Raw genomic sequence first — 24,941 nt, 5'->3', positions numbered from 1 at the left:
GCTCCGGTAGCCGCCGTCCTAGAACGCGCGGTAGTCGCGCGGCGAGAACCTCGGTGCCCGCCGCGGCCGCCGCAGGCCCGCCGCCAGCAGGTAGCAGACCGCCCGGTGGCGTTGCGGCGCGTAGGGCTCCAGCAGCTCCATCATGCCGTCGTCGTCCGTCGGCGTGCCGGTCAGCGCCCAGCCGACGTCCTTGGCGACGTGGAAGTCGCCGACGCTCACCGCGTCCGGGTCGCCCCAGGCCCGTTGCGCCACCTCGGCCGAGGTCCACACCCCGATCCCGGGCACCTTCTCGAGCAGCTCCCGGCTGCGCATCTCCGCCGCCTTCTCCAACCGGTGCGCGACCTGCGCGGCGTTGATCAGCGTCCGCCGCCGGGCGCCGTCGAGCCCGCACTGGTGCCACTCCCAGTCCCGCAGGCCCAGCAACCGGTGCGGTGTCGGCGGGACCTTCAGCGGCATCGGCCCCGGCGCCGGCTCGCCGAACCGCCGGCCGAGCTCGCGCCACGTCCGGAACGCCTCCGTGCCGGTGACCTTCTGCTCCAGGATCGAGGCGAACAGCAGGTCCCAGACACGTCCGGTCGACCCGAGCCGCAGCCCCGGCCGCCGTCGGCGCGCCTCGGCGACGACCGGGTGGTGCGCGACGAACTCGTCCACCGGGTCGTCCGCGCCGAGCAGGGCGGGCAGCCCGTCCAGCAGCCACTGCCCGCCGTCGCCCCACGCCCGCGCCTCGACCACGTCGGTGCGCCGGACGTGCAACGTGCCCGGACCGCACGGCGTGTTCGCCGCGAACCAGATGCCGCCCTCCGAGCTGAAGGACGGATCACCCGGCCCGCGGCGCAACGGCAGGAGCACCGCTCCCACGTCGAGTGGGAACGGTGGTGTCCACGTCCTGCTAGGCATCCGTGGAGAAGCGCACGCCGGCCTCGGGCAGCACCACACCCGGCCACACCCGCGCCCCGCCGACGAGCTCGCACCGAGCCCCGATCACCGCGGAGTCGCCCACGACGGCGTCCCGGAGCACCGCACCGGCCTGGACCAGCGCACCGGCCCCGACGATGGACCGCTCCACGACCGCGCCCTCGCCGACGACCGCGCCGTCGAACAGGATCGCGCCGTCCAGCACGGCCCCTTCGGCGACCGTGCAGTTCGCACCGACCGTGGACCCGCCCTTGACCGTGGCGCCCTCGTGCACGTTCGAGCCGTCCAGCACCAGGAACTCCCCCGGCTGGGCGACCGCCGCCGACGGCGCCACCCCGCGCACGAGGTCCGCGGACCCCTGCACGAATGCCTCCGGCTTGCCGAGGTCGAGCCAGTACGTGGCGTCCACGTGCCCCTGCAACCTCCTGCCGGCCTCGAGCAGCCCGGGGAACGTCTCCCGCTCCACCGACACCGGCCGCCCGGCGGGAATCGCGTCGATCACCTCACGCCGGAACACGTAGCAACCGGCGTTGATCTGGTCCGTCGGCGGGTTCTCGGTCTTCTCCAGGAACGCCTGGACCCGTCCCCGCTCGTCCGTGGGCACGCACCCGAACGCCCTGGGGTCCTGCACCTTGACGAGGTGCAGCGTCACGTCCGCCTGGTGCTCGCGGTGCGTGTCGACGATCCCCGCCAGGTCGACGCCGGAGAGGATGTCCCCGTTGAAGACCATCACGTCCGGCTCACGCAGCTTGTCCGCGACGTTGCGGATCGCCCCGGCCGTGTCCAGCGGCACTTCCTCGACCACGTACTCGAGCTCCAGCCCGAGCCGCGATCCGTCCCCGAAGTACTCCTCGAACACTTCGGCCTTGTAACTGGTCCCGAGCACCACGTGCGTGATGCCGACCTCCTTGATCCGCGACAGGAGGTGCGTCAGGAACGGCACCCCCGCAGTCGGGAGCATGGGCTTGGGAGCGGACAGGGTCAGCGGGCGAAGACGAGTGCCCTTGCCCCCGACCAGCACCACAGCTTCGACGCCGTGCACCTTTTTCCTCCTCCGCGTTACGGCGAGCCGTTCGACGGAATACTCTGACACGAAGCAGATCGTCATACGGGATCTGGTCCCGGCAAGGAGCTAAATCCGACATGGACCCCCGCGACCGGGCCGACGCCATGCTCGCCCGCGCCCGCGCACGTGGGCGGAACATCGTGACGCCGGACAACATGACGTCCCCGATGGACGCGTCCGACACGCAACAGATCCCCCGGACGCTGGTCAACGCCGTGGACCCGCGGCGGGACCCGGACTCGACCATGATCCTGCAACCCGCCCAGATGGGCCAGCCGGGCGGCCAGCCAGCCCGCCGCCCGCCGCACCAGGCCCCCGGCCAGCCGATGCCGACCCAGCCGATGCCGGTGGCGGGAGCACCCGACGACGCGGAGATCACCCAGGTCGTCCAGCCGGGCATGATCCCGACGGTCTCGAACCACCGGCAGACGCGCTCGTCGCTGTCGCAGCGGCTCAGCGGCGACATGTGAGGCTTCGCCGCGAACCGCTCTTCCCGTGGTTGCGCGGGCAGGCTCGCGCAGGGGTCCCCTGAGGTGTGAGGTCCCCCGCGACCCAACTTACAACGCAGGTCTGACAGTTCGGCGCGTTGAACGCGCAGGTCCGACAATCCGGCGCGTTGAACGCGCAGGTCCGACAATCCGGCGCGTTGAACGCGCAGGTCCGACAATCCGGCGCGTTGAGCGCGCAGGTCTGACAGTTCGGCGCGTTGAGCGCGCAGGTCCGACAGTCCGGCGCGTTGACCACGTCTGGCTGGCCACGTCACGTCCATCACGCGAGCGGTGCCGTTCCCCGGTCAGATGGCGGGGCAGGCCGCGCGGAAAGCGCTCGGAGCCTCACCGGGTGAGCATCTTCACCCGCAGCGCGAGCCCGGCCTTCAAGGCCAGCCGGAACGGAGCCCACCACACCCCGGCGTGGCGGTCGGCCAAGTACCGGTAGGCACTCCGGTGGTGCTCGCGGAGCATCCGGGCGGAGGACCGAGCGGTCGAGTGCCCCCCGATGTGGGTCACCTCGGCATCGGGCACGTACACGTTCTGCCACCCGGCACGCCCGACCCGTTCCCCGAGGTCGACGTCCTCGAAGTACATGAAGTACCGCTCGTCGAACCCTCCGACGGCGTCGAAGACCTCGCGCCGCATCAGGAAGCACGAGCCCGACAGCCATCCCGCGGTCCGCTCGACCGGGGCCTTCTCCTGCCGGTAGGCCCTGGTCCAGGGGTTCGACTTCCACACGGCCGAGAAGAGCGCGTGCCCGACCCCGCGCCCGATGGAGGGCAGCAGCCGGGCGGACGGGTAGACCTCGCCGGAGGGCTCCCGGATCAGCGGTCCGAACATCCCCCCGCGCGGCCAGCGGGCGGCGGCGTCGATGAGGACGTCGACGCTGCCGGGCGCGAACTCGATGTCGGGGTTGGAGATCAGCACCCACCCGACGTCGGGCCCCAGGGCGGCGACGCCCCGGTTCGCCCCGCCGCCGTACCCGAGGTTGCCCCCGGTGGGCAGGAACGTCACGCCGTCGCGGGAAGCCGCGACCGCCTCGGGGACGCCGTCCACCGACCCGTTGTCGGCGAGGACGACCTGCACCGGCCGGGTGGTCGCTTTCGCCAGGGTGTCCACGAACGGTGCCAGCGTCTCGCCCGGCGAGTACGTGACCGTCACGACACCAAGTCCGTCGCCGTAGTTCACGGCCGACACACTAGTGGTCTCCGGTTCACCGCCGGCGGCGCACCAGAGCCGCGCGCTCGTAGGCCAGCCGGTGCCGTTCCGCGCTGACGGCCCACGAGAAGTCCTTGGCGCGCTGCTGGCCGGAGGCGGCGAGGGAGGCGCGGCGGGCCGGGTCGTCCAGCAGGTCGGCGATGGCCGCGGCGATGTCCCCCGCCCCGACCCCGCAGTACGCGACCGCCTCGCCGCCCACCTCCGGCAGCGACAGCCTCCTGGTCGTCAGCACGCAGGCGCCGCACGCCATCGCTTCGAGCACCGGCAGGCCGAAGCCCTCGCCGAGCGACGGGTACGCGACGAGCTGCGCGCCGCCGAGGAAACCCGCGAGCTGCTCGAACGGCAGGTAGCCCGCCCGGATCACGCGGATGCGGTGGGGCACCGAGTCGAGCGCCCGTTCCACCTGGCTGTCCCAGCCGGGCTGGCCCGCGAGGACGAGCGCGGGCGGGTCGGGGCGGCCGGCCACCGCCTGGGCGAAGCCGCGGATCAGCGCGGGAACGTTCTTGCGCGGTTCCAGTGCGCCGAGGAACGCCACGTAAGGCGTGTCCCCCAACGACAAAGTCCGCCGCACGGACATCATCTCGTCCGGCGAGGGCGGGTGGAAGCGCTCGGTGTCGACGCCGTGCTGGGCGATGTGCAGGACGCGGCGCTCGGCTCCGGCCACGCGCACGAGCTCGTCCGCCGTCGCCTGGGAGGGCACCACGCACAGTTCCGCGCGCTTGAGCGAGGCACGGGTCCACGCGCGGAAGAAGCGCGCCTTCACCGACGAGTGCAGCACCGGGTCGGTGAAGAACGTGGCGTCGTGCAGCGTCACGACCGAGGCTGCCTTGCCGGCCAACGGAAGCGTGTAGTGCGGTGAGTGCACCACGTCGATGTCGAGCGACCGGATCAGCCTGGGCAGCGTCGTCTGCTCCCAGGCGAGCCTCGCCGTCCTGGTGGCGACGGCGTCGGCCGCCCGCACGACGCGGGCGTTCGGCGCGATCTTGCTGAACAGCTCTTCGTCACGGGGCTGGCACACGACCGACAACCTGGCACCGTCCGCGTCCAGCGCCGCGACGAGCGAATCCACGTAACGGCCGACGCCGCCCCGGTCTGCGGGAACCGCGGTGGCGTCGATCAACACGCTGGGTTCGACGGTCGACACGATCGGCTAGCGTAATGTCATTTCCCGGAGCGTTTAGCGGGAATTCAGCAATCCGGTCGCCCGGTGTGGGCGCCCCAGACGCCCCTCGCGGTCTTTTCCCAGGTGAACTCGTTCGCACGGGCGATTCCCGCGTCAACTGTGTGACGAGGATCCGCCAGCACGGCCCTCAGCCCCTCCGTCAACGAGGCCAGGTCACCTCTGCGCACGACGGTGCCGGCGCCGCCCGCGACCTCCACCAGCGCCGGGTCGTCGGAGTGCACCACCGGGACGCCCGCGGCCATCGCCTCCAGCACCGGCAACCCGAACCCCTCCGCCAGGCTGGGCGCGGCGAGCACGGCCGCCCCGGCCAGCACCGAGGCGAGCCGGGCGTCGGAGACCTTGCCCAGCAACGTCACGTGCGGGGCGCGCAGGTCGATCCCGCCCCAGCCCTGCTGGCCGACCACGACCAGCGGGACCCGCAGCCGTTCGGTCGCGCGCGCCAGCAGCTCGAACCCCTTGCGCGGCTCGATGGTGCCGATGGCCAGCACGTAGCGCGGGGGGAGGTCGTCAGCCGGCGAACCGGTGAGGCTGGTCACGCCGTTCGGCACCACGTGCACCGGCACCTCGACGCGAACGCACTCCGCCAATTGAGATGCGACGGCGTTCGTCGGCACCACCAACGCGCGCGCCTCCCGCGCGGCCTTCGAGATCACCCTGCGGTGCCAGGCGACACCGCGCGGGGTCAGCGTCTCCGGGTGCGTCCACGGCACCACGTCGTGCACGGTGACGACCGCGCCCGGCAGCGGGGCGAGCGGTGTCGGGGCGTGCACGTGCGGGCCGAGGCGCGGCGGCAGTCCCCGCTCCCACAACGCCACCAGCGCCCGGCGCGGCAGCCTGATCACGCGGTCGGCGCCAGCGGTCGCGGCCGAGACCACCGACCAGCCCTCCGGCGCGGTCCGGGTCAGCGCGGTGAGCAGCTCCGCGGTGTAGCGGCCGGTACCACCGGGGACCGGCGCGTTGAGTTGCTCGGTCAGCACTACTAGCTCGGGCACGTCGCGTACCGTCTCACGCCGTGTCGGCACTCAGCACCGTGGTGGTCGTGACGTGGCGCGGCCGTGACCACATCACGGCCTGCCTGGCCGCGCTGGCGGCGCAGAAGAGTCCACACAGGACGATCATCGTGGACAACGCCTCCGACGACGGCACGGCCGCCCTGATCAGCGGGCACGAGGTCGTGCGGCTGCCGCGCAACCGCGGCTACGCGGGCGGGCTTGCGGCCGTGCTCGGCATGGTCGACACCGAGTACGTCGCGTGGCTCAACGACGACGCGGTGCCCGACGCCTCGTGGCTCGCCGAACTGGAGAGCGCTCTCGCGGCCGAGCCGGACGCGGCCGCCGCCACGTCGTCGATCCTGCTGGCGGACGGCTCGACGCAGTCCGTCGGCGTGGCGCTGACCGCGGACGGCCACGGCAAGGACGTCGTGCTCGCCGGGCGCGAGGTGTTCGGGTTCTGCGGTGGTGCCGCGCTGCTGCGCACCGGCGCGCTGCGTGCCGTGGGCGGCGTGCCGGCGAGCTTCTTCTGCTACTACGAGGACACCGACACGGCCTGGCGGCTGCGGCTGGCGGGGCACCGGGTGATCTCGGTCGGGCCGGCGCGGGTGCGGCACCGGCACGGCGCCAGCACGCGGCCGGGGTCCAGGCTCTTCCACCGCTGGAACGAGCGCAACCGGCTGCTGATGCTGCTGCGCTGCGCCCCGGCGTCGGTCGCGGCCGGGCAACTGGCGCGGTTCCTGGCGATCACCGTCCTGCTGCCGTTCCGCGCCGCCGTCCCGGACGCGGCGAACTTCCGGCTCGGGCTGCGCTGCCAGGTGCTCGCCGAGGTGCTGCTGCGCCTGCCGGTCACGCTCGTCCAGCGGCTCCTGGTGAAGACGGCGGTTCCGCGCCGCCGGGTCTGGCGGGACTGGGCGGGCCGCTGATGCCCCGCGGCCGGTCGGCCGCGACGTCCGGCTGGCACTGCTCGGCGGGCACACCGGTTCGCTGGAACCTGCCCCTGGTCGTGGGCGTCCTCGTAGCGATGACTGCCGCGATTCCCGTCGCCCACGCCCCGAGCGGGCAGCCGTGAGGCGACCCGTCCCGTTGATCGTGCTCGGCCTCACGGCGATCGCCGCCGCGGTTGTGCTGGGCGCCGTCGTGCCCGAGGACCAGCAGCTCGCGGTGCTGGTCCCGTGCTGCCTGCTGTCGCTCGCGTTCGCGTGGGGCGTCGGCAAGCTCGGCCCGGCGTGGCTTGTGCTGCCCGCGTTCATGGTCGTGATCCCCGGCACCGCCGTGCTGGTCGGCGACGGTCACCGCGCGTTGATGGACGCGCTCGGCACGCCCGAGACGTGCGTGGTCTCCGGCGTCGAGGACGTGCCGGGGCCGGACAACCCGGCGTTCGCCCACCACCTCACCTGTCCCGACGGCGCGGAGCTGCGGATCGTGGTGCCTGGCGAGCAGGACAAGAGGATGCTGCCTGGTCCGGCCACCGTGCTGCGCCACCCGGTGATGCGGCCGCTGCTCGCCGAGCGCAACGACTGGTCCGCCGAGTGGGTCCTCGGCGTGCCGTCCGCGGCCCTGCTGCTGCTGATCTGTGCAACCACACTGCGGGCGCGCAGAGTGATGAGGCAGGCTTAGCGCGTGGATCGAGCATCACTGCCCGCCGTCTCCGTCGTCGTCGTGAACTACCGCGGCGCCGAGGACACCATCACCTGCGTGCGCGGCCTGGCGGAGGTGGACTACCCCGCGGAGCTGCTCCAGGTGGTCGTCGTCGACAACGAGGCGCACGACACCGCACGGCTCAAGCGGGAGCTGGGCGGGCAGCCCGGCGTCAAGATCGTCACCGACGACCGCAACCTCGGCTTCGCGGGCGGGTGCAACCTCGGTGTCGAACACGCCACGGGTGACGTGCTCGCGTTCCTCAACAACGACGCGCGCGCCGACCGCGCCTGGATCAAGACCGCCATCAGGGTCTTCCACGCCGAACCGGCGGTGGGCGCGGTCGCGAGCAAGGTCCTCGACTGGGACGGCGAGAAGATCGACTTCGTCGACGCCGGTCTCACCTGGTTCGGCATGGGGTACAAGCGCCACGTCGGCAAGACCGACGACGGCAGCCACGACGCCCCGCGCGACGTGCTGTTCGGCACCGGCTCGGCGCTGTTCGTGCGCGCCGCGCTCTACCGCGAGCTCGGCGGGTTCGACGAGCGGTTCTTCATGTTCTACGAGGACGTCGACCTCGGCTGGCGGATGAACCTGCGCGGCTGGCGGGTCCGCTACGAGCCGGCGTCGCTCACGTTCCACCGCCACCACGCGTCGATGAGCTCGATCGACCACAGCCGCGAGCTGTACCTACTGGAGCGCAACGCGCTGGCGACGCTCTACAAGAACTTCTCCGACGAGACCCTCGCCCGCGTGCTGCCCGCCGCCCTCGCCCTGGTGGTGCGCCGGGCGACGGCGCGCGGCGAGATCGACGCGAAGCAGCTGGAGATCACCCGCCGGCCCGCGGACCCCGCGGACGACCGCGGGCCGGCCGAGATCCCGCGGAGCTCGCTCGCCGGGTTCCTCGCGATCGACCAGTTCGTCGAGATGATGCCGGCGCTGGCCGAGTCCCGCCGGGTCGAGCAGGCCTCCCGCCGGATGTCGGACGTCGACCTGGTGCCGCTGATGCGCAAGGCGCTGGAGCCCGCGTACGACATCCCCCGCTACCTGGTGGCGCACGACATCCTCGTCGAGGCGCTCGGCGTCGGCGAGGTGTTCGGCAGGCCGCGCAAGGTCCTGGTGATCACCGGTGACGCGATCTCGGAGCGGATGGCCGGTCCGGCGATCCGCGCGTGGCACATGGCGGACGTGCTGTCCGGCGAGCACGAGGTCCGGCTGATCACGACGAACCCGTTGTGCGACCCGCCCGACGCGCCGTTCACCATCGAGGGCGTCAAGCTCAAGCAGCTTCCGGAGAACGTCCGGTGGGCTGACGTGATCGTGCTGCAGGGCCACGCGCTGGAGATGGCGGCCGAGCTCAAGCAGCCGGGCTCCACCAAGATCGTGGTCTGCGACATCTACGACCCGATGCACCTGGAGCTGCTGGAGCAGGGCAAGGACGACAGCGACGAGAAGCGCGCCGCCGACCTGAAGAGCGTCACGCGGGTGCTGACGAACCAGCTCGAGCGCGGCGACTTCTTCCTGTGCGCGTCGGAACGGCAGCGGCACTTCTGGCTCGGCCACCTGGCGGCGCTGGGCCGGTTGACGCCCACGTTGTACGACAACGACCCGACCACCCAGTCGTTGCTCGGGATCGTCCCCTTCGGACTGTCGGGCAAGCCGCCGCAGCGCACCGGTCCCGCGATCAAGGGCGTGGTCCCCGGGGTGACCGACGAGGACAAGGTCGTCATCTGGGCCGGTGGCGTCTACAGCTGGTTCGACCCGCTGTCGCTGCTCCGCGCGATGGACCGCCTGCGGCGGCGGCAGCCGTCGGCGAAGCTGTACTTCCTCGGCATGAAGCACCCGAACCCCGAGGTCCCGGACATGGACATCGCCGGCCGGACGCGGTCCCTGTCCGCGTCGCTGGGGCTGACCGGCGAGAACGTGTTCTTCAACGACGGGTGGGTGCCCTACACCGAGCGGCAGAACTGGCTGCTCGACGCGAACTGCGGTGTCACCACGCACTACGAGCACGTGGAGACCACGTTCGCGTTCCGCACGCGGGTGCTCGACTACCTGTGGGCGGGGCTGCCGATCGTCACGACGTCCGGCGACTCGTTCGCCGACCTGGTGCAGCGCGAGGGCCTGGGCGTGGTCGTGCCGCCGGAGGACCCGGAGGCGCTGGCGGACGCGCTGGAGAAGGTGCTCTACGACGAGGAGTTCGCGGCCGGGTGCCGCGAGCGCATCGCCGTCGTCCGCGAGCGGTTCACCTGGGAGACGGCGCTCGCGCCGCTGGTGGAGTTCTGCCGCAACCCCAGGCCCGCCGCGGACCGCCTGTCGGGCTCGGCGCCGATGGTGCGCACGCCGGGGCTGAGCACGGCGGAGAAGGTGAAGCGGGACCTGCGGCTGGTGCGCGAGTACCTGGACGCGGGCGGCCCGACCGAGTTGGCCAAGCGGGCGACGGGGCGTCTGCGCAAGATCGCACGTGGTGGCAGGTAGATGGCGAGATCCCCGAAACCCCTCAAGGTGCTGCTCGACGGCACCCCCCTGCTCGGCCTTCGCACCGGGATCGGCCGCTACACGGCCGCACTGGCAGAAGAGCTCGCGTCCATGCCGGAAGAGGTGGACGTGCGGGCGGTGGCCTTCACCCTGCGCGGCTGGCGCGCGTTGCGGACGGTGCTGCCGCACGACGTCACCGCCCGCGGCCTGCCGGTGTCGGCACGGGCGCTGCGCCGGATGTGGCTGAACGTGCCCTTCCCCCCGGTGGAGGCGCTCGCCGGGTTCACCGACGTCATGCACGCCACGAACTTCGTGCTGCCGCCGACGGTGCGGGCCGGTCGCGTGGTCACGATCCACGACCTCGCCTTCCTGGACGCACCGGGCGACCTGCCGCCGTCGGACCGCCGGCTGCCGGAGCTCGTGCGGCTGTCCGCCCAGCGCGCGGACGTGATCTGCACGCCGACCGCGGCCGTGGCCTCCGTGGTGGCCGACCGGTTCTCGGTGCCGCTGGAGAAGGTCGTGGTGACACCGCTCGGGGTGGATCCCGCCTGGTTCGCGTCCCGGCCGCCGTCGCCGACGTTGCGCGGACGGCTGGGGCTGCCGTCGGAGTACCTGCTGTTCGTGGGCGCGGACGGGCCCCGCAAGGGCCTCGAGTACCTCGTCGAGGCGCACAGGTCCGATCCTTCGCTGCCGCCCCTGGTGATCGTGGGGCCCGGCCGGTCCGGTGTGGACGGCCGGGTGCTGCGCACCGGGTACCTGTCGGACGTGCACCTGCGGTCCGTCGTCGCCGGCGCCACGGCGTTGGTGCTGCCGTCGCGGGACGAGGGCTTCGGGCTGCCGGTGCTGGAGGCGTTGGCCTGCAACGTGCCCGTGGTGTGCTCGGACGTGCCCGCGTTGCGCGAGGTCGCCGGCGGGCACGCCCTGCACGTCCCGGTCGGGGACGTCGAGGCACTGGCCGTCGGGCTGGCCCAGGCCGTCGCGGCCCCGGCCACGCCGGAGACCCAGGCCGAGCGGCGGGCGCACGCGTCCGGCTTCACCTGGCGGCGGTGCGCCGAGAAGACGGTCGAGGCCTACCGGCGGAGCCGGGCCTGAGGCCGCGCCCGCCGGAGGTCGCACTCACCGGAGGGCGCCGGGAAAACCCGGCGCCCCAACGGCTTCACCGAGATCGCGGCCTCGGCTGCTGCTTGTCGAGCTGGCTCATCGACACCTGCCGCGAACCCGTCACGACGGCGACGCACCTGAGGAAGCGCTGCCGATCGGAATCCGCTGTCGCGGGCCGCTGAGGAGTGCGCCCGGAATCAAACATGCCGAACAGGTTCTCGCACGAGGTACGGCCGTGCCAGACCGGTCACTCCAATGGCGCAGCACCGGTACGAGGAGCGACGACGCCGGCGGCGAAAGCCTCCGAAAGGGCGCTGCGCCAGTGCGGCAAGGGGCGCAGTCCCGCTGCTTCCCACGCCGCGCCCGACAGCACCGAGTAGGCGGGCCGCGGAGCAGGGCGCGGGAAGTCGGCCGTGGTGCAGGGCTGCACGCGGGCCGGGTCGGCGCCCAGCTCCTCGAAGATCGCCTGCGCGAAGCCGAACCACGTCGTCTCGCCCCCGCCGGTCGCGTGCAGCAGCCGCGTGGCGGGCAGCACCGAGGAGAGCTCGAGGAGCCCGGCGGCGAGGTCCCGCGACCACGTCGGCGAACCGACCTGGTCGTCCACAACGGACAGCGACGGACGCGAGGACTCCAGAGCCGCCATCGTCTTCACGAAGTTCGAGCCGTGCACGCCGTACACCCACGCGGTGCGCACGACCCAGCCGCCCGCCTCCAGCACACGGCGTTCGCCTTCGAGCTTCGTGCGGCCGTACGCGGACTTCGGGCCGACAGGATCGGTCGGCTCGTACGGCCGCGTCGCGTCGCCGGAGAACACGTAGTCCGTCGAGACGTGGATCAGCGGAATGCCAAGGGAAGCACACGCCTCGGCGAGCAGACCCGGTCCCACGGCGTTCACCTCGAACGCGCGCGACTCGTCGGTCTCGGCCGCGTCGACGGCGGTGTACGCGGCGCAGTTGATGACCGCGGACGCACCGGCGAGGTCAGCGGCGGTGACAGAGGTCACGTCCAGCTCGGCGGACGACACCGCGCGCACGGACGGGGAAAGGGCAGCGAGGTCCTGGCCGAGCTGGCCGCGACCGCCGGGAACGAGGATCACCGCTCAGCCCTTCGCCAACTGGGCGCGCTCCTTGAGCGGCTCCCACCAGGCGCGGTTCTCGCGGTACCACTCGACGGTGTCGGCGAGACCGACCTCGAAGTCGACCTGCGGCGCGTAGCCCAGCTCGGACGAGATCTTGGAGATGTCGACCGAGTAGCGGCGGTCGTGGCCCTTGCGGTCCTGCACCGGCTCGACGGCCGACCAGTCGCGGCCCGTGGCGGCCAGCAGCCGCTCGGTCAGCTCGCGGTTGGTGAGCTCGGTGCCGCCACCGATGTTGTAGATCTCACCCGGCCGGCCGCCCTCGGCGACGAGCTGGATGCCGCGGCAGTGGTCGGCCACGTGCAGCCAGTCGCGCACGTTCAGGCCGTCGCCGTAGAGCGGCACCTTCTTGCCGTCGATCAGGTTGGTGACGAAGAGCGGGATGACCTTCTCCGGGAACTGGTACGGCCCGTAGTTGTTCGAACACCGCGTGATGCTGACCGGCAGGCCGTGGGTGCGGTGGAACGCGCGCGCCAGCAGGTCCGAGGAGGCCTTCGAGGCCGAGTACGGCGAGTTCGGCTCCAGGATGTGCGACTCCGACCAGGAGCCGTCCTCGATCGAGCCGTAGACCTCGTCCGTGGACACGTGCACGAACCGGCCGACACCGGCGTTGAGCGCACCCTGGAGGAGGGTCTGCGTGCCGAGCACGTTGGTGAGGACGAAGTCGGCCGATCCCGTGATGGACCGGTCGACGTGCGACTCGGCGGCGAAGTGCACCACGACGTCGACGCCGCGCATCTGCTCCGCGACCACCTCGGCGTCGCAGATGTCGCCGCGCACGAACTCGAACTTGCCGGCGACCGGCGCGAGGTTGGTCTCGCTGCCCGCGTAGGTGAGCTTGTCGAGCACCACCACTTCGGCTCCCGCGAAGGCCGGGTACGACCCGCTCACCAACTCCCGCACGTAGTGCGAGCCGATGAACCCGGCCCCACCAGTCACCAGTACGCGCATGCCATTTCCTCTCGTGATGTCGCTGCCCGCAGTCTGTCACATACCCGATTCCTGCAACCCACAGCAACGTCACGTCGTGTGTCCTATAAACGGCTAAACTCGGTGTGGTGGGGGAGGAAACGACGGTGGAGGGCAGAAGTCTGCCGGTCAGGGCGGAGGGGCCCCGGCCGACGGCTTTCCGCGCGTTCCTGGTGACCGGGAGGGTCTTCGTCTCCCTCGTCTCGGCCGCTGTGCTCCTGATCACGTCCTACGGCTGGGGAAAGCTGCGGGCGGCCGACAACGGCATCGTCAAGACCGAGGTCATCTCCGAGGAGCTCACCCGGCAGGGGCCCAAGCCGCTCGACGGTGCCGTCGACATCCTCCTGGTCGGTCTCGACAGCCGCACGGACGCGCAGGGCAACCCGCTGTCGGAGGAAGCGCTGGCACTGCTCAACGGCGGGTACTCCGACGGCGAGCAGAACACCGACACGGTGATCCTCGTGCACATCCCGGTGGACGGCACGCGCGCGGTCGCGATCTCGTTCCCGCGCGACTCCTACGTCGAGATCGCGGACGGGTTCGGCAAGCACAAGCTCAACTCGGCGTTCGCCCGCCAGCGCAACACCGTCGACCAGCAACTGCGCTCACAGGGCGTGACGGACGAGCAGCGGATCCGCACCGAGTCGATGGCCGCCGGCCGCAAGACGCTGATCAAGACGATCGAGGACCTGTCCGGCGGGGCGGTGCGCGTCGACCGCTACGCCGAGGTCAACCTGGCGAGCTTCTACGAGGTCACCAAGGCCATCGGCGGCGTGGAGGTGTGCGTCCGGGAACCCACGTCCGACAGCGACTCCGGCGCGAACTTCCGCGCGGGCCAGCAGACCATCGAGGGCGCGGCGGCGCTGTCGTTCGTGCGCCAGCGCAAGGGCCTGCCGAACGGCGACCTCGACCGGGTGGTGCGGCAGCAGGCGTTCATCGGCGCGCTGGCCAAGAAGGTGCTGTCGAGCGGCACGCTGACGGACCCGGCCAAGCTCAACGGGCTGGTCGAGGCCGTGCAGAAGTCGGTGGTCCTCAGCGCCGGGTGGGACGTCACCACGTTCGCCGAGCAGATGCAGGGCCTGGTGGGCGGCAACTTCGAGTTCCGCACCATCCCCGTGGGTGAGCCGACGGACACCTACAGCGACGGCAACGTGCTGCCGGTCAACGCCGCGGAGGTGCGCAGGTTCCTGACCACCCTCGCCGCCGAGAAGCCGTCGGCGAGCAGCTCGCCGACCGCCACCACCACGGTGAACGCGCCGCCGAACTCGTCGATCACGGTGCAGGTCCTCAACGCGGCGAACGTTCAGGGTCTCGCGAACCAGGTGCTGACCACGTTGGCAGCCAAGGGGTTCAAGCGCGGCCCGGTCGGGTCGGCGCAGCAGACCAGCGACACCACCGTCGTTCGGCACGCGCCCGGCGAGGAGGGGTCCGGCCGCAAGGTCGCGGCGGAGCTGGGGCCGAACGTCCTGGTCGAGGAGGACGCGTCCGTCCGAACCGGACAGGTGCAGGTCTTCGTCGGAACGGACTACCGGACTCCCACCGACGACTCGGAGGACGTCGATCCGCAGGGCGTCCCCGCCACCTCCTCGGCCGGGACGAGCAGCACCCCGCCGATCACGGCCGGCGGTCTGGTCTGCGTGAACTGAACCCCCGGTGTGAGCTGAACCCCGGCGTAACGGGCTTCCGATAGTTACGCTGGGAGAGCAGATCCAGCACCTGGAGGACCGACGTTGACCGCCGCCGCACGCGCGAAGAAGACCGCACTGGTCGCCGGCCGCACGGTCGTCGCGCTCGTCGCCGTGACAACGCTGGCGTTCTCGGGCTACTTCTGGACGGCCCTGCGGCTGGTCAAGCAGAACACCAACACCACGCAGATCCTGGAAGTGCTGGAGGACATCCCGAACTCGCCGCCCGCCGAGGACGGCGCGATCGACATCCTGCTGGTCGGCAGCGACAGCCGGACCGACGCGCAGGGTCGCCCGCTGCCCGCGGACGTGCTGCGCAAACTGCGCACCGAGGGCACCGACACGGTGAACACGGACACGATCATCGTGATGCGCGTCCCACGCGACGGGAGCAAGGCGAGCGCGATCTCGATCCCGCGCGACACCTACGTCCCGATCGCGGGCTTCCGCGAGGACAAGATCAATTCGGCGTACGGCGCGGTGAAGTACCTCACCGCGGAACGGTTGCGGGCCGAGGGCGTGCGCGACCAGGAGGAGCGGGAGCGCAAGTCCGACGAGGCCGGGCGCAAGGCGCTGGTGCAGGCGGTGCAGGACCTCACCGGGATGCGCGTCGACCACTACGCGGAGATCAACCTCTACGGCTTCTACCTGCTGACCCAGGTCATCGGCGGCGTGCGGGTGTGCCTGAAGGCCGGCACGTCGGACCCGAACTCCGGCGCGAACTTCCGCGCCGGCGAGCAGGTGGTCTCCGGGGGCGACGCGTTGTCGTTCGTGCGGCAGCGGAACATGCCCGGTGGCGACCTGGGCCGCATCGCGCGGCAGCAGGTGTTCATGTCGCAGGCGATGAAGCAGCTGCTGTCCGCGGGCACGTTCACCGACCCCGGCAAGATGAACGGCCTGCTGGACGCGGTGTCGAAGTCCGTCGTCGTGGACGAGAAGCTCGACCTCACCACGCTGGCGGCCCAGGCGCAGGGCCTCGCGTCGGGCAACGTGGAGTTCGCCACGATCCCGGTGACGAGCATCGACGCCCGCAACGAGCGCGGCCAGAGCGTGGTCACGGTCGACCGCGAGGCGGTGCAGGCCTGGGTGGCGCGGCTCATCGGCGAGACGCCCAAGGCGGCGCCGTCGACGACGACCCCCACCTCACCGGCGCGGTTCGGTCCTGGGAAGCTGCTCTCGCTGGACGGCTCCCCCGCCGTCGCCACAGCAGCCCGACAGGACGTGCCCTGCGTCGACTAGGAGTGCCGCGTGAGCGTGACCGAGATCCTCTTCGCGCCGTTGCTGACGGCCGCTCCAGGGCGTCCGCTGATCACGCACTACGACGACGCGACCGGGTCGCGGATCGAGCTGTCCCGCGCGACGGCGAAGAACTGGGCCGCGAAGACGGCGAACTGGCTGCGCGACGAGCACGACGTCGAACCGGGTGACCCGGTGGCGGTGCTGCTGCCCGCGCACTGGCAGACCGCGGGCCTGCTGCTCGGCGCGTGGTGGTGCGGCGCCCACGTGGTCGGCGCGGACGTGGCGGCGAAGGTCGCCGTGGTGCCGCCCGGCGGCACGGCGGACGCGGACGTCGTGGCCGTGGCCTCGCTGCACCCGATGGGCGCGAGCTCCGGCGCCCCGGTCGACTACTCCGACGACGTGCGCCTGCACGGCGACGACTTCACGCCGTGGGAACCGGTTCCCGGCTCCACCCCGGCCCTGTCCGGGTCCACCGTGGACGAGGTGGTCGCGCGGGCGCGCGAGCTCGGCGCGGAGCTGGGCGGCGAGCCGCGCGTGCTGTCCACTGTGGAGTGGGACACGCCCTCCGCCGTGCTGGAGGGGTTCCTGGCCGTGCTGGCGGCCGGTGGTTCGCTGGTGCAGGTGAGCAATCCCGACGCGGGCCGGATGGCCGCGCGCCGGGAGGTGGAGAAGGTGACCAGGGAGATCACGCGGCAGCGGGGTTGAGCACCTTGTTGTTCTTGAACAGCACGCGGTCCAGCGCGTAGGCGCCACCGTTGAAGCCGAGGGCGAGCGCGGCCGCGCCGAGCGCGATGACCAGCTCGGCGCCGCCCTCGCCGATCAGGCCGTTCGGCAGGTGGACGATGATCCACGCACCGGCCATGGTGAAGGCCAGCAGCACGCCGACGACCGGCAGCGCGACCCCGAGGATCAGCGCGAGGCCACCCGCGAGCTCGACGGACGCGGTGAACCACGCGGAGATCGTGGGCAGCGGAACGCCCATCTTGTCGAACGACCCCGCCGTGCCCGCCATGCCGAACTGGGTGAACTTCTGCCAGCCGTGCGCGATGAAGATGACACCGACGGCGATGCGCCCGATGAGTGCGGCCACGTCCTTGACCATGGTCATGTTCCCCGATCCTGTCGTCTGGCTGTCGGTCGTTCAATTCCGAACCAAAACCTAGTGCAGGTTTGAACGACCTCATGATTTCGACAGGAACCGCACAGGAAGTCATTAGGTTCGCAGGTCCGCGGCGTGCACCGGCCTGAACGCCCGCAGGCCCCCGCCGGCGTCGGCGAGGGCCTGGGGTCGTCGTTCCGGGGGCCGGACCTAGGCGGTGGTCAGCTGCTGCACGGTCCAGCGCTGGTTGGTCTGGCCGTTGCCGTCGCTCTGCACCACGAGGGAACCGTTGACGGTCCTGCGCCACTCCACGTCGGCGAACTTGGCGGTGAGCACGCTCACCAGGCCGACGCTGCCGTTGTCGCCCTCGATGAACACCCACTGCTGCGTGCCGCCGTAGTGGCACGAGTACTGGATCAGCGGGGTGCCGATCTCGATGCTGCCGTGGCGGACGTCGAGGCACTTGCCGGAGACCTTGTTCTTCAGCCCGTACTTCTTGTCACCGAGGTCGACCAGGGTCCACGTCATCTTGTCGCCGCCGACGCAGTCCCAGATCTCGGTGCCGGCGAAGTCGCCGAGCGCACCCTGGCCCGGCGTGTCCCACAGGCCCGCGACCTGGAGGCAGCGGCCGGACTCGACGCCCTTCAACCGGATCGTGCCCGGCGTCATCTGCTTGGTCCACGAGACGTGGCTCGGGTCGATGATCCGCCACTGCTGGTTGATCGCGTTGGTGTTGGTGTACTGCACGACCAGGGTGGCGTTGGCGGTGCCGTTGTCCGCCGCCGTGGCGAACCTGCCGGTGGCGATGTTGCGGAGCTGGAAGGTGCCGTTGGCGTTCTCGAGGAACTCCCACCGCTGGCCCGGCTGCTCGCCGCAGGTGTTCTGGACGACCTGGTCGCCGCTGACGTCCAGGCACAGCTTGGAGGCGAGGTTCAGCAACTGGTACTGCCCCTCCGACTTCCAGCGCAGCTCCCAGACCTGCTTGGGGCCGCGCAGGCAGTCCCACAGCTCGGTGCCGGCACCGGGAGCGTTGGCGCCCTGGCCGGGGGTGTCCCACAGGCCCGCGACCTGGAGGCAGCGGCCGGACTGGGTGCCCTGGAGCTCGATCACGCGGTTGGCCGCCGGCTTGATCAGGTCCTTTTTCGCGGCCACGTGCTGACCGGTGTTGAGGAACTCGTCGTAGGCGATCTTCGTGCCGGCCGCCAGCGCGGCGCGGGCGGCCGCGACGAGGTTCGGCTGGTAGCCGTCGGCGACCGCCTTGTCCAGGACCACGCGGATCTGGCGCTCCGCCTCGATCTTGTCGAGCCGGTCCTGCTCGTCCACATCGGCCTTGTGCGCCGCGTGCACGCCGGTGAAGATGAACTCCTTCCACACCAACGGATCACGGCTCTCGTAGGCGATCTGCGCCTTCGCCTTCACCTGCGCGCCCTTGGTGCGCTTGATGATCTCGTAGATGAACTCGCGGTCGGGGAGGTTCTTCAGGTCCTCGGTCGCCGTCGTCTGCGTCGCCGCGGCCCAGGCCTGCTCCTTGGCCTTGCGGTTCGCCTCGCGCTCCAGGCGTTCGCGCTCCAGGCGTTCCGCTTCCTCGATCTTGCGCTGCTTGTCGATGCGGGACGCGACGTAGATGCCGTTGACCACGAACTCCTGGCGCTGTTCGTCGGTCGAGCCGGTCCGCAGGACGTTGGCGGCGCCCTTCTTGACGTCGCTGCCCTCCTCCGCGCGCTCCCAGAGCTTGAAGACGAAGTTCTCCAGCGAGCCGTCGAGCACCGCCTGCGTGACGTCGGTCCAGCCGATCTCCGCCGCGGCGGCGAGGCGCTGGCGGTCGCGCTCGGCCTTCTTGCCCGCCTCGATCTGGTCGAGAACGCTCGCGTCGAAAATGCCCGCGGTGATGAACCGGTAGCAGGCGTTCTCGTCCGCGGTGTTGGTGAACGCCGCGAGCGCGGCGGACTTGATGTTGCTGCCTTCCCGCGCCTTCTGCCACAACGTGATGACGAAGTTCTTGTCCGTCATCACCGCCATTTCCGGCGTGAGGATGATGCTGAGCTCGCGGGCCGCCCTCTCGCGCTGCTCCGTCGTGGACTCCTGCGCGGCCTCCGCGACCGCCGCGCTGTCCGAGGTGGTGGTGGGCGCGGCCGTTGCGACCGGCGCGGTGACGGCACCGCTCGCCAAAGTGGCCGCTACCGCGAGCGCTGCGATCGCGCGCATGCCGCGGCCGGCCAGAGTGGATCTGGACAAGTGAATCCCCCAAGATTCATCAAGTTGTCGGCATCGCCCCAGTAACCCCCGAAATTGGATGCCGAGGCGGACTCTAAGCGCGCTCTCTCGAAAACCGCAACCGGTGTGAGCTGGAACACACTGGGCCGAACGGACGCGCATTGACATGCGTGTTAGGAAAACGTCGAGCACTTTTGCTCATTGATTGTCACTGGGGTTCTGGGGGAACACATGGGGCGTCATACGCTCATGCGCGCGGTCTTGGGGGCCGCGCTCACGGTGGGAGCGGCCATATCGGCCACCACTCCCGCTGCCCTCGCCGGCACGACGACGACGGCGGCGGACCAGGTCGACCTGGCCTCGTTCCGGCGCGACTTCGTCATGAGGCTGGCGTTGCGGGACGCGATGCCGGAGGTCCGAGCGGAAGCCTGGAACGCGTTGCGCGGCAACGCGGACGAGGCGGCCCTCGCGGACTTCCTGGCCGTCGGGTACCCGAACGCCAAGGCGCGGGCAGCACAACGGATCGATCGGAACTACCGGTACGTCAAGCGCGTCAACGACTTCTCGTTGCCGGGCAGCGCCGTGCGGGCGACATCGGCGGTGGCACTGGCGGGCACGCCGGCGGCGCAGACCGAGTACGTCCAAACAGGACACGCGAAGGCGCAGGAGCTCGACCGCCTGAACAACAACAGGTACGAGGAGAAGCTCGCGCGGATGGCGCAGGAGGACCACGCCTACGTCGCCGAGCTCGCCGAGGACGATCCCGGCACCCAGGTCCGCGCGGCGGCGAACCGCGCGCTGTCCTCGGGGGACGAGACCGCGATCGGCTTGTTCTTCAAGTACTACTGGGGAATCGCCGCCGATCTCGACGACGAGGTGTTCCGCCGGGTCACCTCCGACCAGAACGACGTCTGGCACAGCAGGATCCGCCTGCTGACCGAGACGGCCCTCGCCGCGGAGAAGGCCGAGCGCGAGTCGAGCGGCGAGCTGGCCCGCAAGTCGCGGGCGGACGCGATCGCGGCGTGGCGCCAGATCGAGGGCCAGGCCGGTCAGTCCTCTGTGGACTGGGACGCGGAGAGGGTCACGGCCGACCGGCAGGCGGCGAACTGGGCGTCGGTCGCGGAGCACGCGCGCGCGGCGCAGACCGAACAGGACTGGGCGGCTGTGCTCGCTCGCGCCGGCCAGGGCAGCACGTCCTGGGCGGAAGAGGCCGAGTGGGCGTTGCAGCAGGCCAACACGTGGCGAGCCATCGCCGCACAAGCACGCGTCAACGCCCTCGCGGCGCTCGACCGTGACCGGGGGGACAGCTAACACGATGCGCACAAGACAACCCAGCGCCGCCACCACGTGGCGGCGCCGGTCGATCGCGGCCGTCATCATCTCGGTGCTGCTGGCACTGGCGGGCGGGAACCTTCCCGCCAACGCCGCCGCACAGCGGCCCGCACCGGTGCTCCAGCAGCAGTCCCCGGCGACCGAGCCGGTGGACGAGGAGCACGAGTTCTACCGGCAGCTCGTGCGGGACATCGCCGACCACGCCGAGGACGTCGAGGTCCGCGACGCGGCCGCGGCCGCCCTCGCCGCCGGCACCAAGGAGAGGCTGATCTGGTTCCTCGACCACGGTGAGACCGAGGCGAGGGCCAAGGCGGCGGAGCGCAAGCGCGCCGAGGCGGCGGAGAACCGCCGCAAGGTCGAGGAGTGGGCGCGCACCGGCGGCCCGAACGTCAAGGCGGGCGCGCAGGCCGCGCTGACCGCGGGCGACCAGGCGATCAGGGACTTCGTGGCGTACGGCTACGAGATCGCGTTGAAGCAGGACAAGCAGCAGGCCGAGGACGACAAGGCCGAACGGGACCGCGTCATCGCCCGTGTCCGCGACATGGTCGACCACGGCGGACCGCAGGTGAAGCTCGAGGGCGAGGCGTTGCTGATCCGCGGCGACTACGCCCTGATCCGCGAGTTCTACCTGACCGGCTACGCCGAGGCGAACCGGCGTGACGCCGCGTTCAAGGCGACCATCGAGCAGGCGCTGGCCGACCGCAACAACGCGATCACCGAGCTCACCGCGCTCGCCCGGCGCAGCGAGGCGGCCGCGAACGCGCGGGCGGAGATCCTGCGGTCCAACATCACCGCGGTCAAGGCGCTCGACGACGGCACGATGGCCATGAACATGGCTGCCAAGGCCGCCCACCGCGCCGACCAGATCCTGCAGGAGGACAAGCCCGGCAGGGCGCACGGGCAGAAGGGCCGCAACGCCGACCTCGACGCGCTGCGCGCCGAGGCCACCCGGTACGCCGAGTCCGGCGCCAGGGCGTCGCTCAGCGCGGCGGAAGCGACCGCGCAGGCCCAGAACGCGGCCGTGCGGCTGATCGACACCGGCATGACCAACGGCCTGGACTGGGCCAAGGTCACCATCGCGATCGGTGGTGCGGTCGAGGCGGCGGCGAAGGCGGCGGAGACCGCGCAGCACGCCACCGAGGCCACTCTCGCGGACAGCCGCGCGCTGGACGCGAACGCCGGTGCGCAGGAGCACGCCGACAACGCCAGGAAGTACCGCGAGGAGGCCGAGCGGCAGGCGTTGCAGGCCGCGAGCCTCGCGGAGGCGGCGCGCAAGCAGCAGGAGATCGCGATCGGGTCGCGGGACCGGGCGGCCCAGCAGAAGGTGGCCGCGCAGAACGCGGCCGCCAGGGCTCGCCAGCACGCGGTCAACGCGCGCAACCACCGGCTCACCGCGCAGTCGGCCGCGTCGAACGCGGTCAGCAAGGCGCAGTCGGCGGTCAAGGCGCACGGCGACGCGGTCGCCGCGAGCGTGCGGGAGCAGGCGGCGATCGACGCCGCGGCGGCGACCGGGCGTGAGCTCAAGACGGCCACCTCGGTCTGCTTCGGCAAGGTCACCTTCGCCGAGCAGGTCGAGGGCGCGCTGCGGACCGCCAGGGAAGAGGCGATCAAGCAGGGCAAGGACGCCGACGAGGCGACGAAGGACATCGCCGAGGCGGCGGGCAGGGCCCGTGCCGACGCCAACGCCGCCGAGGCGTGGGCCGGACGTGCCCGTGCCGCCGCCTCGGCGGCGAACGCGGAAGCCCAGCGCGCGGCCTCAGCCGCCCGCACGGCCCGTGCGGCCGCAACCCGTGCCGACCAGGAGGCCGTGACCGCGCGCCGGGCCGCCGACGAGGCGAACCGGCTCGCGATCGACGCCGCCAACGTCGCCATCGCGACGCAGGCGTCCGCGGACCAGACCCGGTTCGAGGCGGAGGCCACCGTCGCCGAGGCCAACGCGGCGGTGTGGCAGTCGTCCATCGCCGACAGGGCGTCCGCCGCTGCCGCCGCGTCCGCGTCGATGATCATCGACCCGGCGCGGATGGCCGAGGTGATCGCCCGGCCCTACGCGGGGATAAACGGTGACGCGCGGCGGGCGCTGGAGACGGCCGCCAGGGCGTTGCTGATCGGTGAGGAGCAGTCCCGTTCCGCGCGGGAGAAGGCGGAGGAGGCGGCTCGCGCGGCCACGGCGGCGCAGCAGGCGGCCGACCGGGCCATCGCCGACGTCAAGCCCGCGTACGAGGCCGCGGCCCGTGCCGCGCACTCGGCGAACGAGGCCGCGCAGCACGCGGTCGCCGCGCACAACGCGGCGAACGAGGCCGCCCAGCACGCGGCGGGCGCGCACTCCGCAGCCACCTCGGCGGCGCAGCACGCGTCGTCGGCCCGGTCCGACGCCGTCGGCGCGGGCAACGCCGCCGCGGTCGCGTCGAGCGCCGCGCAGTCCGCGGGCCAGGCGGCGGCCGCCGCCGAGGCGATCCACCAGTGGGCGATCAAGGCCACGGCCGCGATCCACGCGTTCGCCGACCAGGTCGGCACCCACCTCGACCAGTTCCTCGACGCGAAGAAGCGGGCGGAGGAGGCGCGGCAGCTCGCGAGGGACCAGGCGCAGCGCAAGGAGGACGAGCTCAACGCCGAGTTCAAGGCCGGCGCCGCCGGCGTGCTCTCGTGCAAGATCAACACGTCGCTGCCCGCGTGCCAGGAGCTGCTGCGCAAGACCGGTGACGCGATCGGCAGGGGTCTCGACGCCGCCGGCGACTACGCCAGGGACGCCATCCTCTGCCACGGCGGCGACGCGGACGCCTGCACCAGGTTCGCGGACGCCTCGAAGAAGATCCAGAACTTCGCGATCGAGGCCGCGCACGGTTTCGCCGAGGGCGCGGTGAACACCTGGAACGGCATCGTGAAGCTCGCCGAGTGCGGCGTGCAGGCCAAGGTCCAGGCGGCCACCCCGGCGTGCGCCGAGATCTGGGCGGGGATCAAGGACCTCACCGAGAACCCGTACAAGCTGATCCACCTCGACGTCTGGCACGACAACCCGGGCAAGGCGTTCGGGCTGATCACGTTCGACGTCGTGGCGGTCGCGGTGACCACCCCGCTCGGCGGCAGCGGTGGCGCTCTGTCCAAGGCGATCGGCGTCGTCGCCGCGGGGATCACCAAGACGACGGCGGCTCTCGCCGGCGGTCTCGGCAAGTTCACCAGCTTCGTCGTGAAGCTCGCGGACGACATCCCGTTGCCGAGCAAGCTGCCCGGCGACATGGGCGAGATCATCAACCTGTCCGTGCGGGTGGAGAACGGCGTCGCCAAGCTGGACGGCGCGGTCACGGTGATCGACGGCAGGCTCTACCGGCTGGAGTCGATCACGTTGCGGGCCGAGGGCGACCTCTCCCGGCTGGAGGGCGCGATCGCCCGCATCGAGCCGAAGAACGGTCTCGAGCTCAAGCTGACCATCGAGAACGGCGTGGCGAGGCTCGAGAACGCGACGTTCAGGTTCGAGCAGATGGACAAGCTCCCGCCGCCCAAGCCGCTCACCCCGCCGAAGGGCGTCGTCAAGGACGGCGTCTGGACGATGGAGGAGTTCGGCCAGACGCTCAGGCTGGAGAAGGTCCACAACGACGCCGTCGACGCGTTCCGCGCCAAGGCGGTCGACGCGGAGTCCAGGATCACCCCGCGGTTGCAGGACGTGGTGGGGAGGATCAGGAACGACCTCCCCAGCGTGGACCTGGAGGGCCTCGCGCACAGCGTCAAGGGCGCCGACTCGCTCAAGCGCAAGGTCGTCGACAAGCTGACCAAGAACCCGGACATCGGCGCCGTGCTCGGCGACGTCAAGGACGCCGTCCGGTACACGATGGTGGCCGACGACGCCGCCTACGTCGCCGCCGTCGAACGGGGCATCGCCGCCCTGGAGGCCAAGGGGTTCGTGAAGCTCGAGGTCAAGAACTCCTGGCTGCAGAACAGGTACGTCGACAAGTACCGCGGGATCAACAGCGTCTGGAAGGACCCGGCGACCGGTCAGGTCTTCGAGTTCCAGTTCCACACGCCGAAGAGCCTGGCCGCCAAGACGGTCGAGCACCCGTGGTACGAGCTGCACCGCGTGCCCGGCACGACCCAGCTGGAGATCGACCACGCCATCGCGCAGGCCGAGCTCATCTTCGCCGACGTGCCGTTCCCGACCGGGGCCGTGCGGATTCCCGAGTTCGGCCAGTAGATT

Annotated in this window: 19 protein-coding genes; 10 read left to right on the top strand and 9 right to left on the bottom strand. The window is 71.4% G+C overall.

Features of this window, described 5'->3' with window-relative positions; genetic code table 11:
- Nucleotides 1–18: 18 nt before the first annotated feature.
- Nucleotides 19–897 (bottom strand): DNA-3-methyladenine glycosylase family protein, encoded by an 879-nt coding sequence (locus tag BMW88_RS05205; RefSeq protein WP_089949342.1) that lies wholly within the window; start codon nucleotides 895–897, stop codon nucleotides 19–21.
- On the bottom strand, nucleotides 890–1,957 hold the full coding sequence (gene manB, locus BMW88_RS05200) for a mannose-1-phosphate guanylyltransferase (protein WP_245777562.1): 1,068 nt from the start codon (nucleotides 1,955–1,957) through the stop codon (nucleotides 890–892). Before manB ends, BMW88_RS05205 begins: the two co-directional genes overlap by 8 nt.
- Nucleotides 1,958–2,058: 101 nt before the next feature.
- Here manB and BMW88_RS05195 point away from each other — a divergent pair, with 101 nt between their 5' ends.
- A complete protein-coding gene (locus tag BMW88_RS05195) occupies nucleotides 2,059–2,451 on the top strand; it encodes a hypothetical protein (protein WP_089949340.1) in 393 nt (130 codons plus the stop codon).
- Nucleotides 2,452–2,814: 363 nt separating this feature from the next.
- Here the strand turns inward: BMW88_RS05195 and BMW88_RS05190 are convergent, their stop codons facing one another.
- From BMW88_RS05190 to BMW88_RS05180, 3 genes are all read right to left on the bottom strand, one after another.
- Nucleotides 2,815–3,660, bottom strand: a complete 846-nt coding sequence (locus BMW88_RS05190; protein ID WP_177220946.1) for a glycosyltransferase family 2 protein — start codon at nucleotides 3,658–3,660, stop codon at nucleotides 2,815–2,817.
- Between the two features lie 25 nt (nucleotides 3,661–3,685).
- Complete coding sequence (locus BMW88_RS05185) at nucleotides 3,686–4,813, bottom strand: glycosyltransferase family 4 protein (protein WP_089949487.1); 1,128 nt, start codon at nucleotides 4,811–4,813, stop codon at nucleotides 3,686–3,688.
- A 65-nt stretch (nucleotides 4,814–4,878) separates the two neighbouring features.
- On the bottom strand, nucleotides 4,879–5,865 hold the full coding sequence (locus tag BMW88_RS05180) for a glycosyltransferase family 4 protein (protein WP_089949338.1): 987 nt from the start codon (nucleotides 5,863–5,865) through the stop codon (nucleotides 4,879–4,881).
- Nucleotides 5,866–5,885: 20 nt separating this feature from the next.
- On the opposite strand from BMW88_RS05180, the gene BMW88_RS05175 reads away from it, so the two are divergent.
- The 4 genes from BMW88_RS05175 to BMW88_RS05160 all read left to right on the top strand — a co-directional run bounded on the left by BMW88_RS05175 (nucleotide 5,886) and on the right by BMW88_RS05160 (nucleotide 11,073).
- Nucleotides 5,886–6,788 carry a glycosyltransferase family 2 protein gene (locus tag BMW88_RS05175; RefSeq protein WP_245777561.1) on the top strand — a complete coding sequence of 301 codons (903 nt, stop codon included), beginning with the start codon at nucleotides 5,886–5,888 and terminating at the stop codon, nucleotides 6,786–6,788.
- 142 nt (nucleotides 6,789–6,930) lie between these two features.
- Nucleotides 6,931–7,482, top strand: a complete 552-nt coding sequence (locus BMW88_RS05170; protein ID WP_143115971.1) for a hypothetical protein — start codon at nucleotides 6,931–6,933, stop codon at nucleotides 7,480–7,482.
- Between the two features lie 3 nt (nucleotides 7,483–7,485).
- On the top strand, nucleotides 7,486–9,981 hold the full coding sequence (locus BMW88_RS05165; protein ID WP_089949336.1) for a glycosyltransferase: 2,496 nt from the start codon (nucleotides 7,486–7,488) through the stop codon (nucleotides 9,979–9,981).
- Nucleotides 9,982–11,073 (top strand): glycosyltransferase family 4 protein, encoded by a 1,092-nt coding sequence (locus BMW88_RS05160; protein WP_177220945.1) that lies wholly within the window; start codon nucleotides 9,982–9,984, stop codon nucleotides 11,071–11,073.
- A gap of 256 nt (nucleotides 11,074–11,329) precedes the next feature.
- Here BMW88_RS05160 and rfbD read toward each other — a convergent pair whose 3' ends face one another.
- Together rfbD and rfbB are read right to left on the bottom strand one after the other, a co-directional pair.
- Nucleotides 11,330–12,178: a dTDP-4-dehydrorhamnose reductase gene (gene rfbD / locus BMW88_RS05155; RefSeq protein ID WP_089949335.1), complete on the bottom strand. Its 849-nt coding sequence runs from the start codon at nucleotides 12,176–12,178 to the stop codon at nucleotides 11,330–11,332.
- A 3-nt stretch (nucleotides 12,179–12,181) separates the two neighbouring features.
- Nucleotides 12,182–13,168 (bottom strand): dTDP-glucose 4,6-dehydratase, encoded by a 987-nt coding sequence (gene rfbB, locus BMW88_RS05150; RefSeq protein WP_089949334.1) that lies wholly within the window; start codon nucleotides 13,166–13,168, stop codon nucleotides 12,182–12,184.
- A 107-nt stretch (nucleotides 13,169–13,275) separates the two neighbouring features.
- On the opposite strand from rfbB, the gene BMW88_RS05145 reads away from it, so the two are divergent.
- From BMW88_RS05145 to BMW88_RS05135, 3 genes are all read left to right on the top strand, one after another.
- Nucleotides 13,276–14,832 carry an LCP family protein gene (locus BMW88_RS05145; protein WP_245777560.1) on the top strand — a complete coding sequence of 519 codons (1,557 nt, stop codon included), beginning with the start codon at nucleotides 13,276–13,278 and terminating at the stop codon, nucleotides 14,830–14,832.
- Nucleotides 14,833–14,916: 84 nt separating this feature from the next.
- Nucleotides 14,917–16,110 carry an LCP family protein gene (locus BMW88_RS05140; protein ID WP_089949333.1) on the top strand — a complete coding sequence of 398 codons (1,194 nt, stop codon included), beginning with the start codon at nucleotides 14,917–14,919 and terminating at the stop codon, nucleotides 16,108–16,110.
- A 9-nt stretch (nucleotides 16,111–16,119) separates the two neighbouring features.
- A complete protein-coding gene (locus BMW88_RS05135; RefSeq protein WP_089949332.1) occupies nucleotides 16,120–16,815 on the top strand; it encodes a TIGR03089 family protein in 696 nt (231 codons plus the stop codon).
- Here BMW88_RS05135 and BMW88_RS05130 read toward each other — a convergent pair.
- Both BMW88_RS05130 and BMW88_RS05125 read right to left on the bottom strand, forming a co-directional pair.
- On the bottom strand, nucleotides 16,796–17,218 hold the full coding sequence (locus BMW88_RS05130; protein ID WP_089949331.1) for a DoxX family protein: 423 nt from the start codon (nucleotides 17,216–17,218) through the stop codon (nucleotides 16,796–16,798). The two genes, BMW88_RS05135 and BMW88_RS05130, sit on opposite strands and share 20 nt — an antisense overlap.
- 201 nt (nucleotides 17,219–17,419) lie before the next feature.
- A complete protein-coding gene (locus BMW88_RS05125) occupies nucleotides 17,420–19,444 on the bottom strand; it encodes an RICIN domain-containing protein (RefSeq protein ID WP_143115970.1) in 2,025 nt (674 codons plus the stop codon).
- Between the two features lie 228 nt (nucleotides 19,445–19,672).
- Between BMW88_RS05125 and BMW88_RS05120 the strand changes: the two genes are divergently transcribed.
- Both BMW88_RS05120 and BMW88_RS05115 read left to right on the top strand, forming a co-directional pair.
- A complete protein-coding gene (locus tag BMW88_RS05120) occupies nucleotides 19,673–20,734 on the top strand; it encodes a hypothetical protein (RefSeq protein WP_089949329.1) in 1,062 nt (353 codons plus the stop codon).
- Nucleotides 20,735–20,738: 4 nt separating this feature from the next.
- Nucleotides 20,739–24,938: a hypothetical protein gene (locus BMW88_RS05115; protein WP_089949328.1), complete on the top strand. Its 4,200-nt coding sequence runs from the start codon at nucleotides 20,739–20,741 to the stop codon at nucleotides 24,936–24,938.
- The last annotated feature ends 3 nt before the right edge of the window (nucleotides 24,939–24,941 follow it).

It is taken from the genome of Lentzea xinjiangensis (assembly GCF_900110955.1).
Taxonomy (GTDB): Bacteria; Actinomycetota; Actinomycetes; order Mycobacteriales; family Pseudonocardiaceae; genus Lentzea; species Lentzea xinjiangensis.
Note: the sequence above shows the minus strand (reverse complement) of the source record. Positions and strands in the feature narration are given on the sequence as shown.

Bases quoted from the DNA above. Each gene is read 5' to 3' on its own strand.
- BMW88_RS05195 (WP_089949340.1), top strand. From the start codon at position 2,059: ATGGACCCCCGCGACCGGGCCGACGCCATGCTCGCCCGCGCCCGCGCA.
- BMW88_RS05205 (WP_089949342.1), bottom strand. From the start codon at position 897: ATGCCTAGCAGGACGTGGACACCACCGTTCCCACTCGACGTGGGAGCG.
- BMW88_RS05120 (WP_089949329.1), top strand. From the start codon at position 19,673: ATGCGCGCGGTCTTGGGGGCCGCGCTCACGGTGGGAGCGGCCATATCG.
- BMW88_RS05115 (WP_089949328.1), top strand. From the start codon at position 20,739: ATGCGCACAAGACAACCCAGCGCCGCCACCACGTGGCGGCGCCGGTCG.
- BMW88_RS05160 (WP_177220945.1), top strand. From the start codon at position 9,982: ATGGCGAGATCCCCGAAACCCCTCAAGGTGCTGCTCGACGGCACCCCC.
- BMW88_RS05130 (WP_089949331.1), bottom strand. From the start codon at position 17,218: ATGACCATGGTCAAGGACGTGGCCGCACTCATCGGGCGCATCGCCGTC.
- rfbB (WP_089949334.1), bottom strand. From the start codon at position 13,168: ATGCGCGTACTGGTGACTGGTGGGGCCGGGTTCATCGGCTCGCACTAC.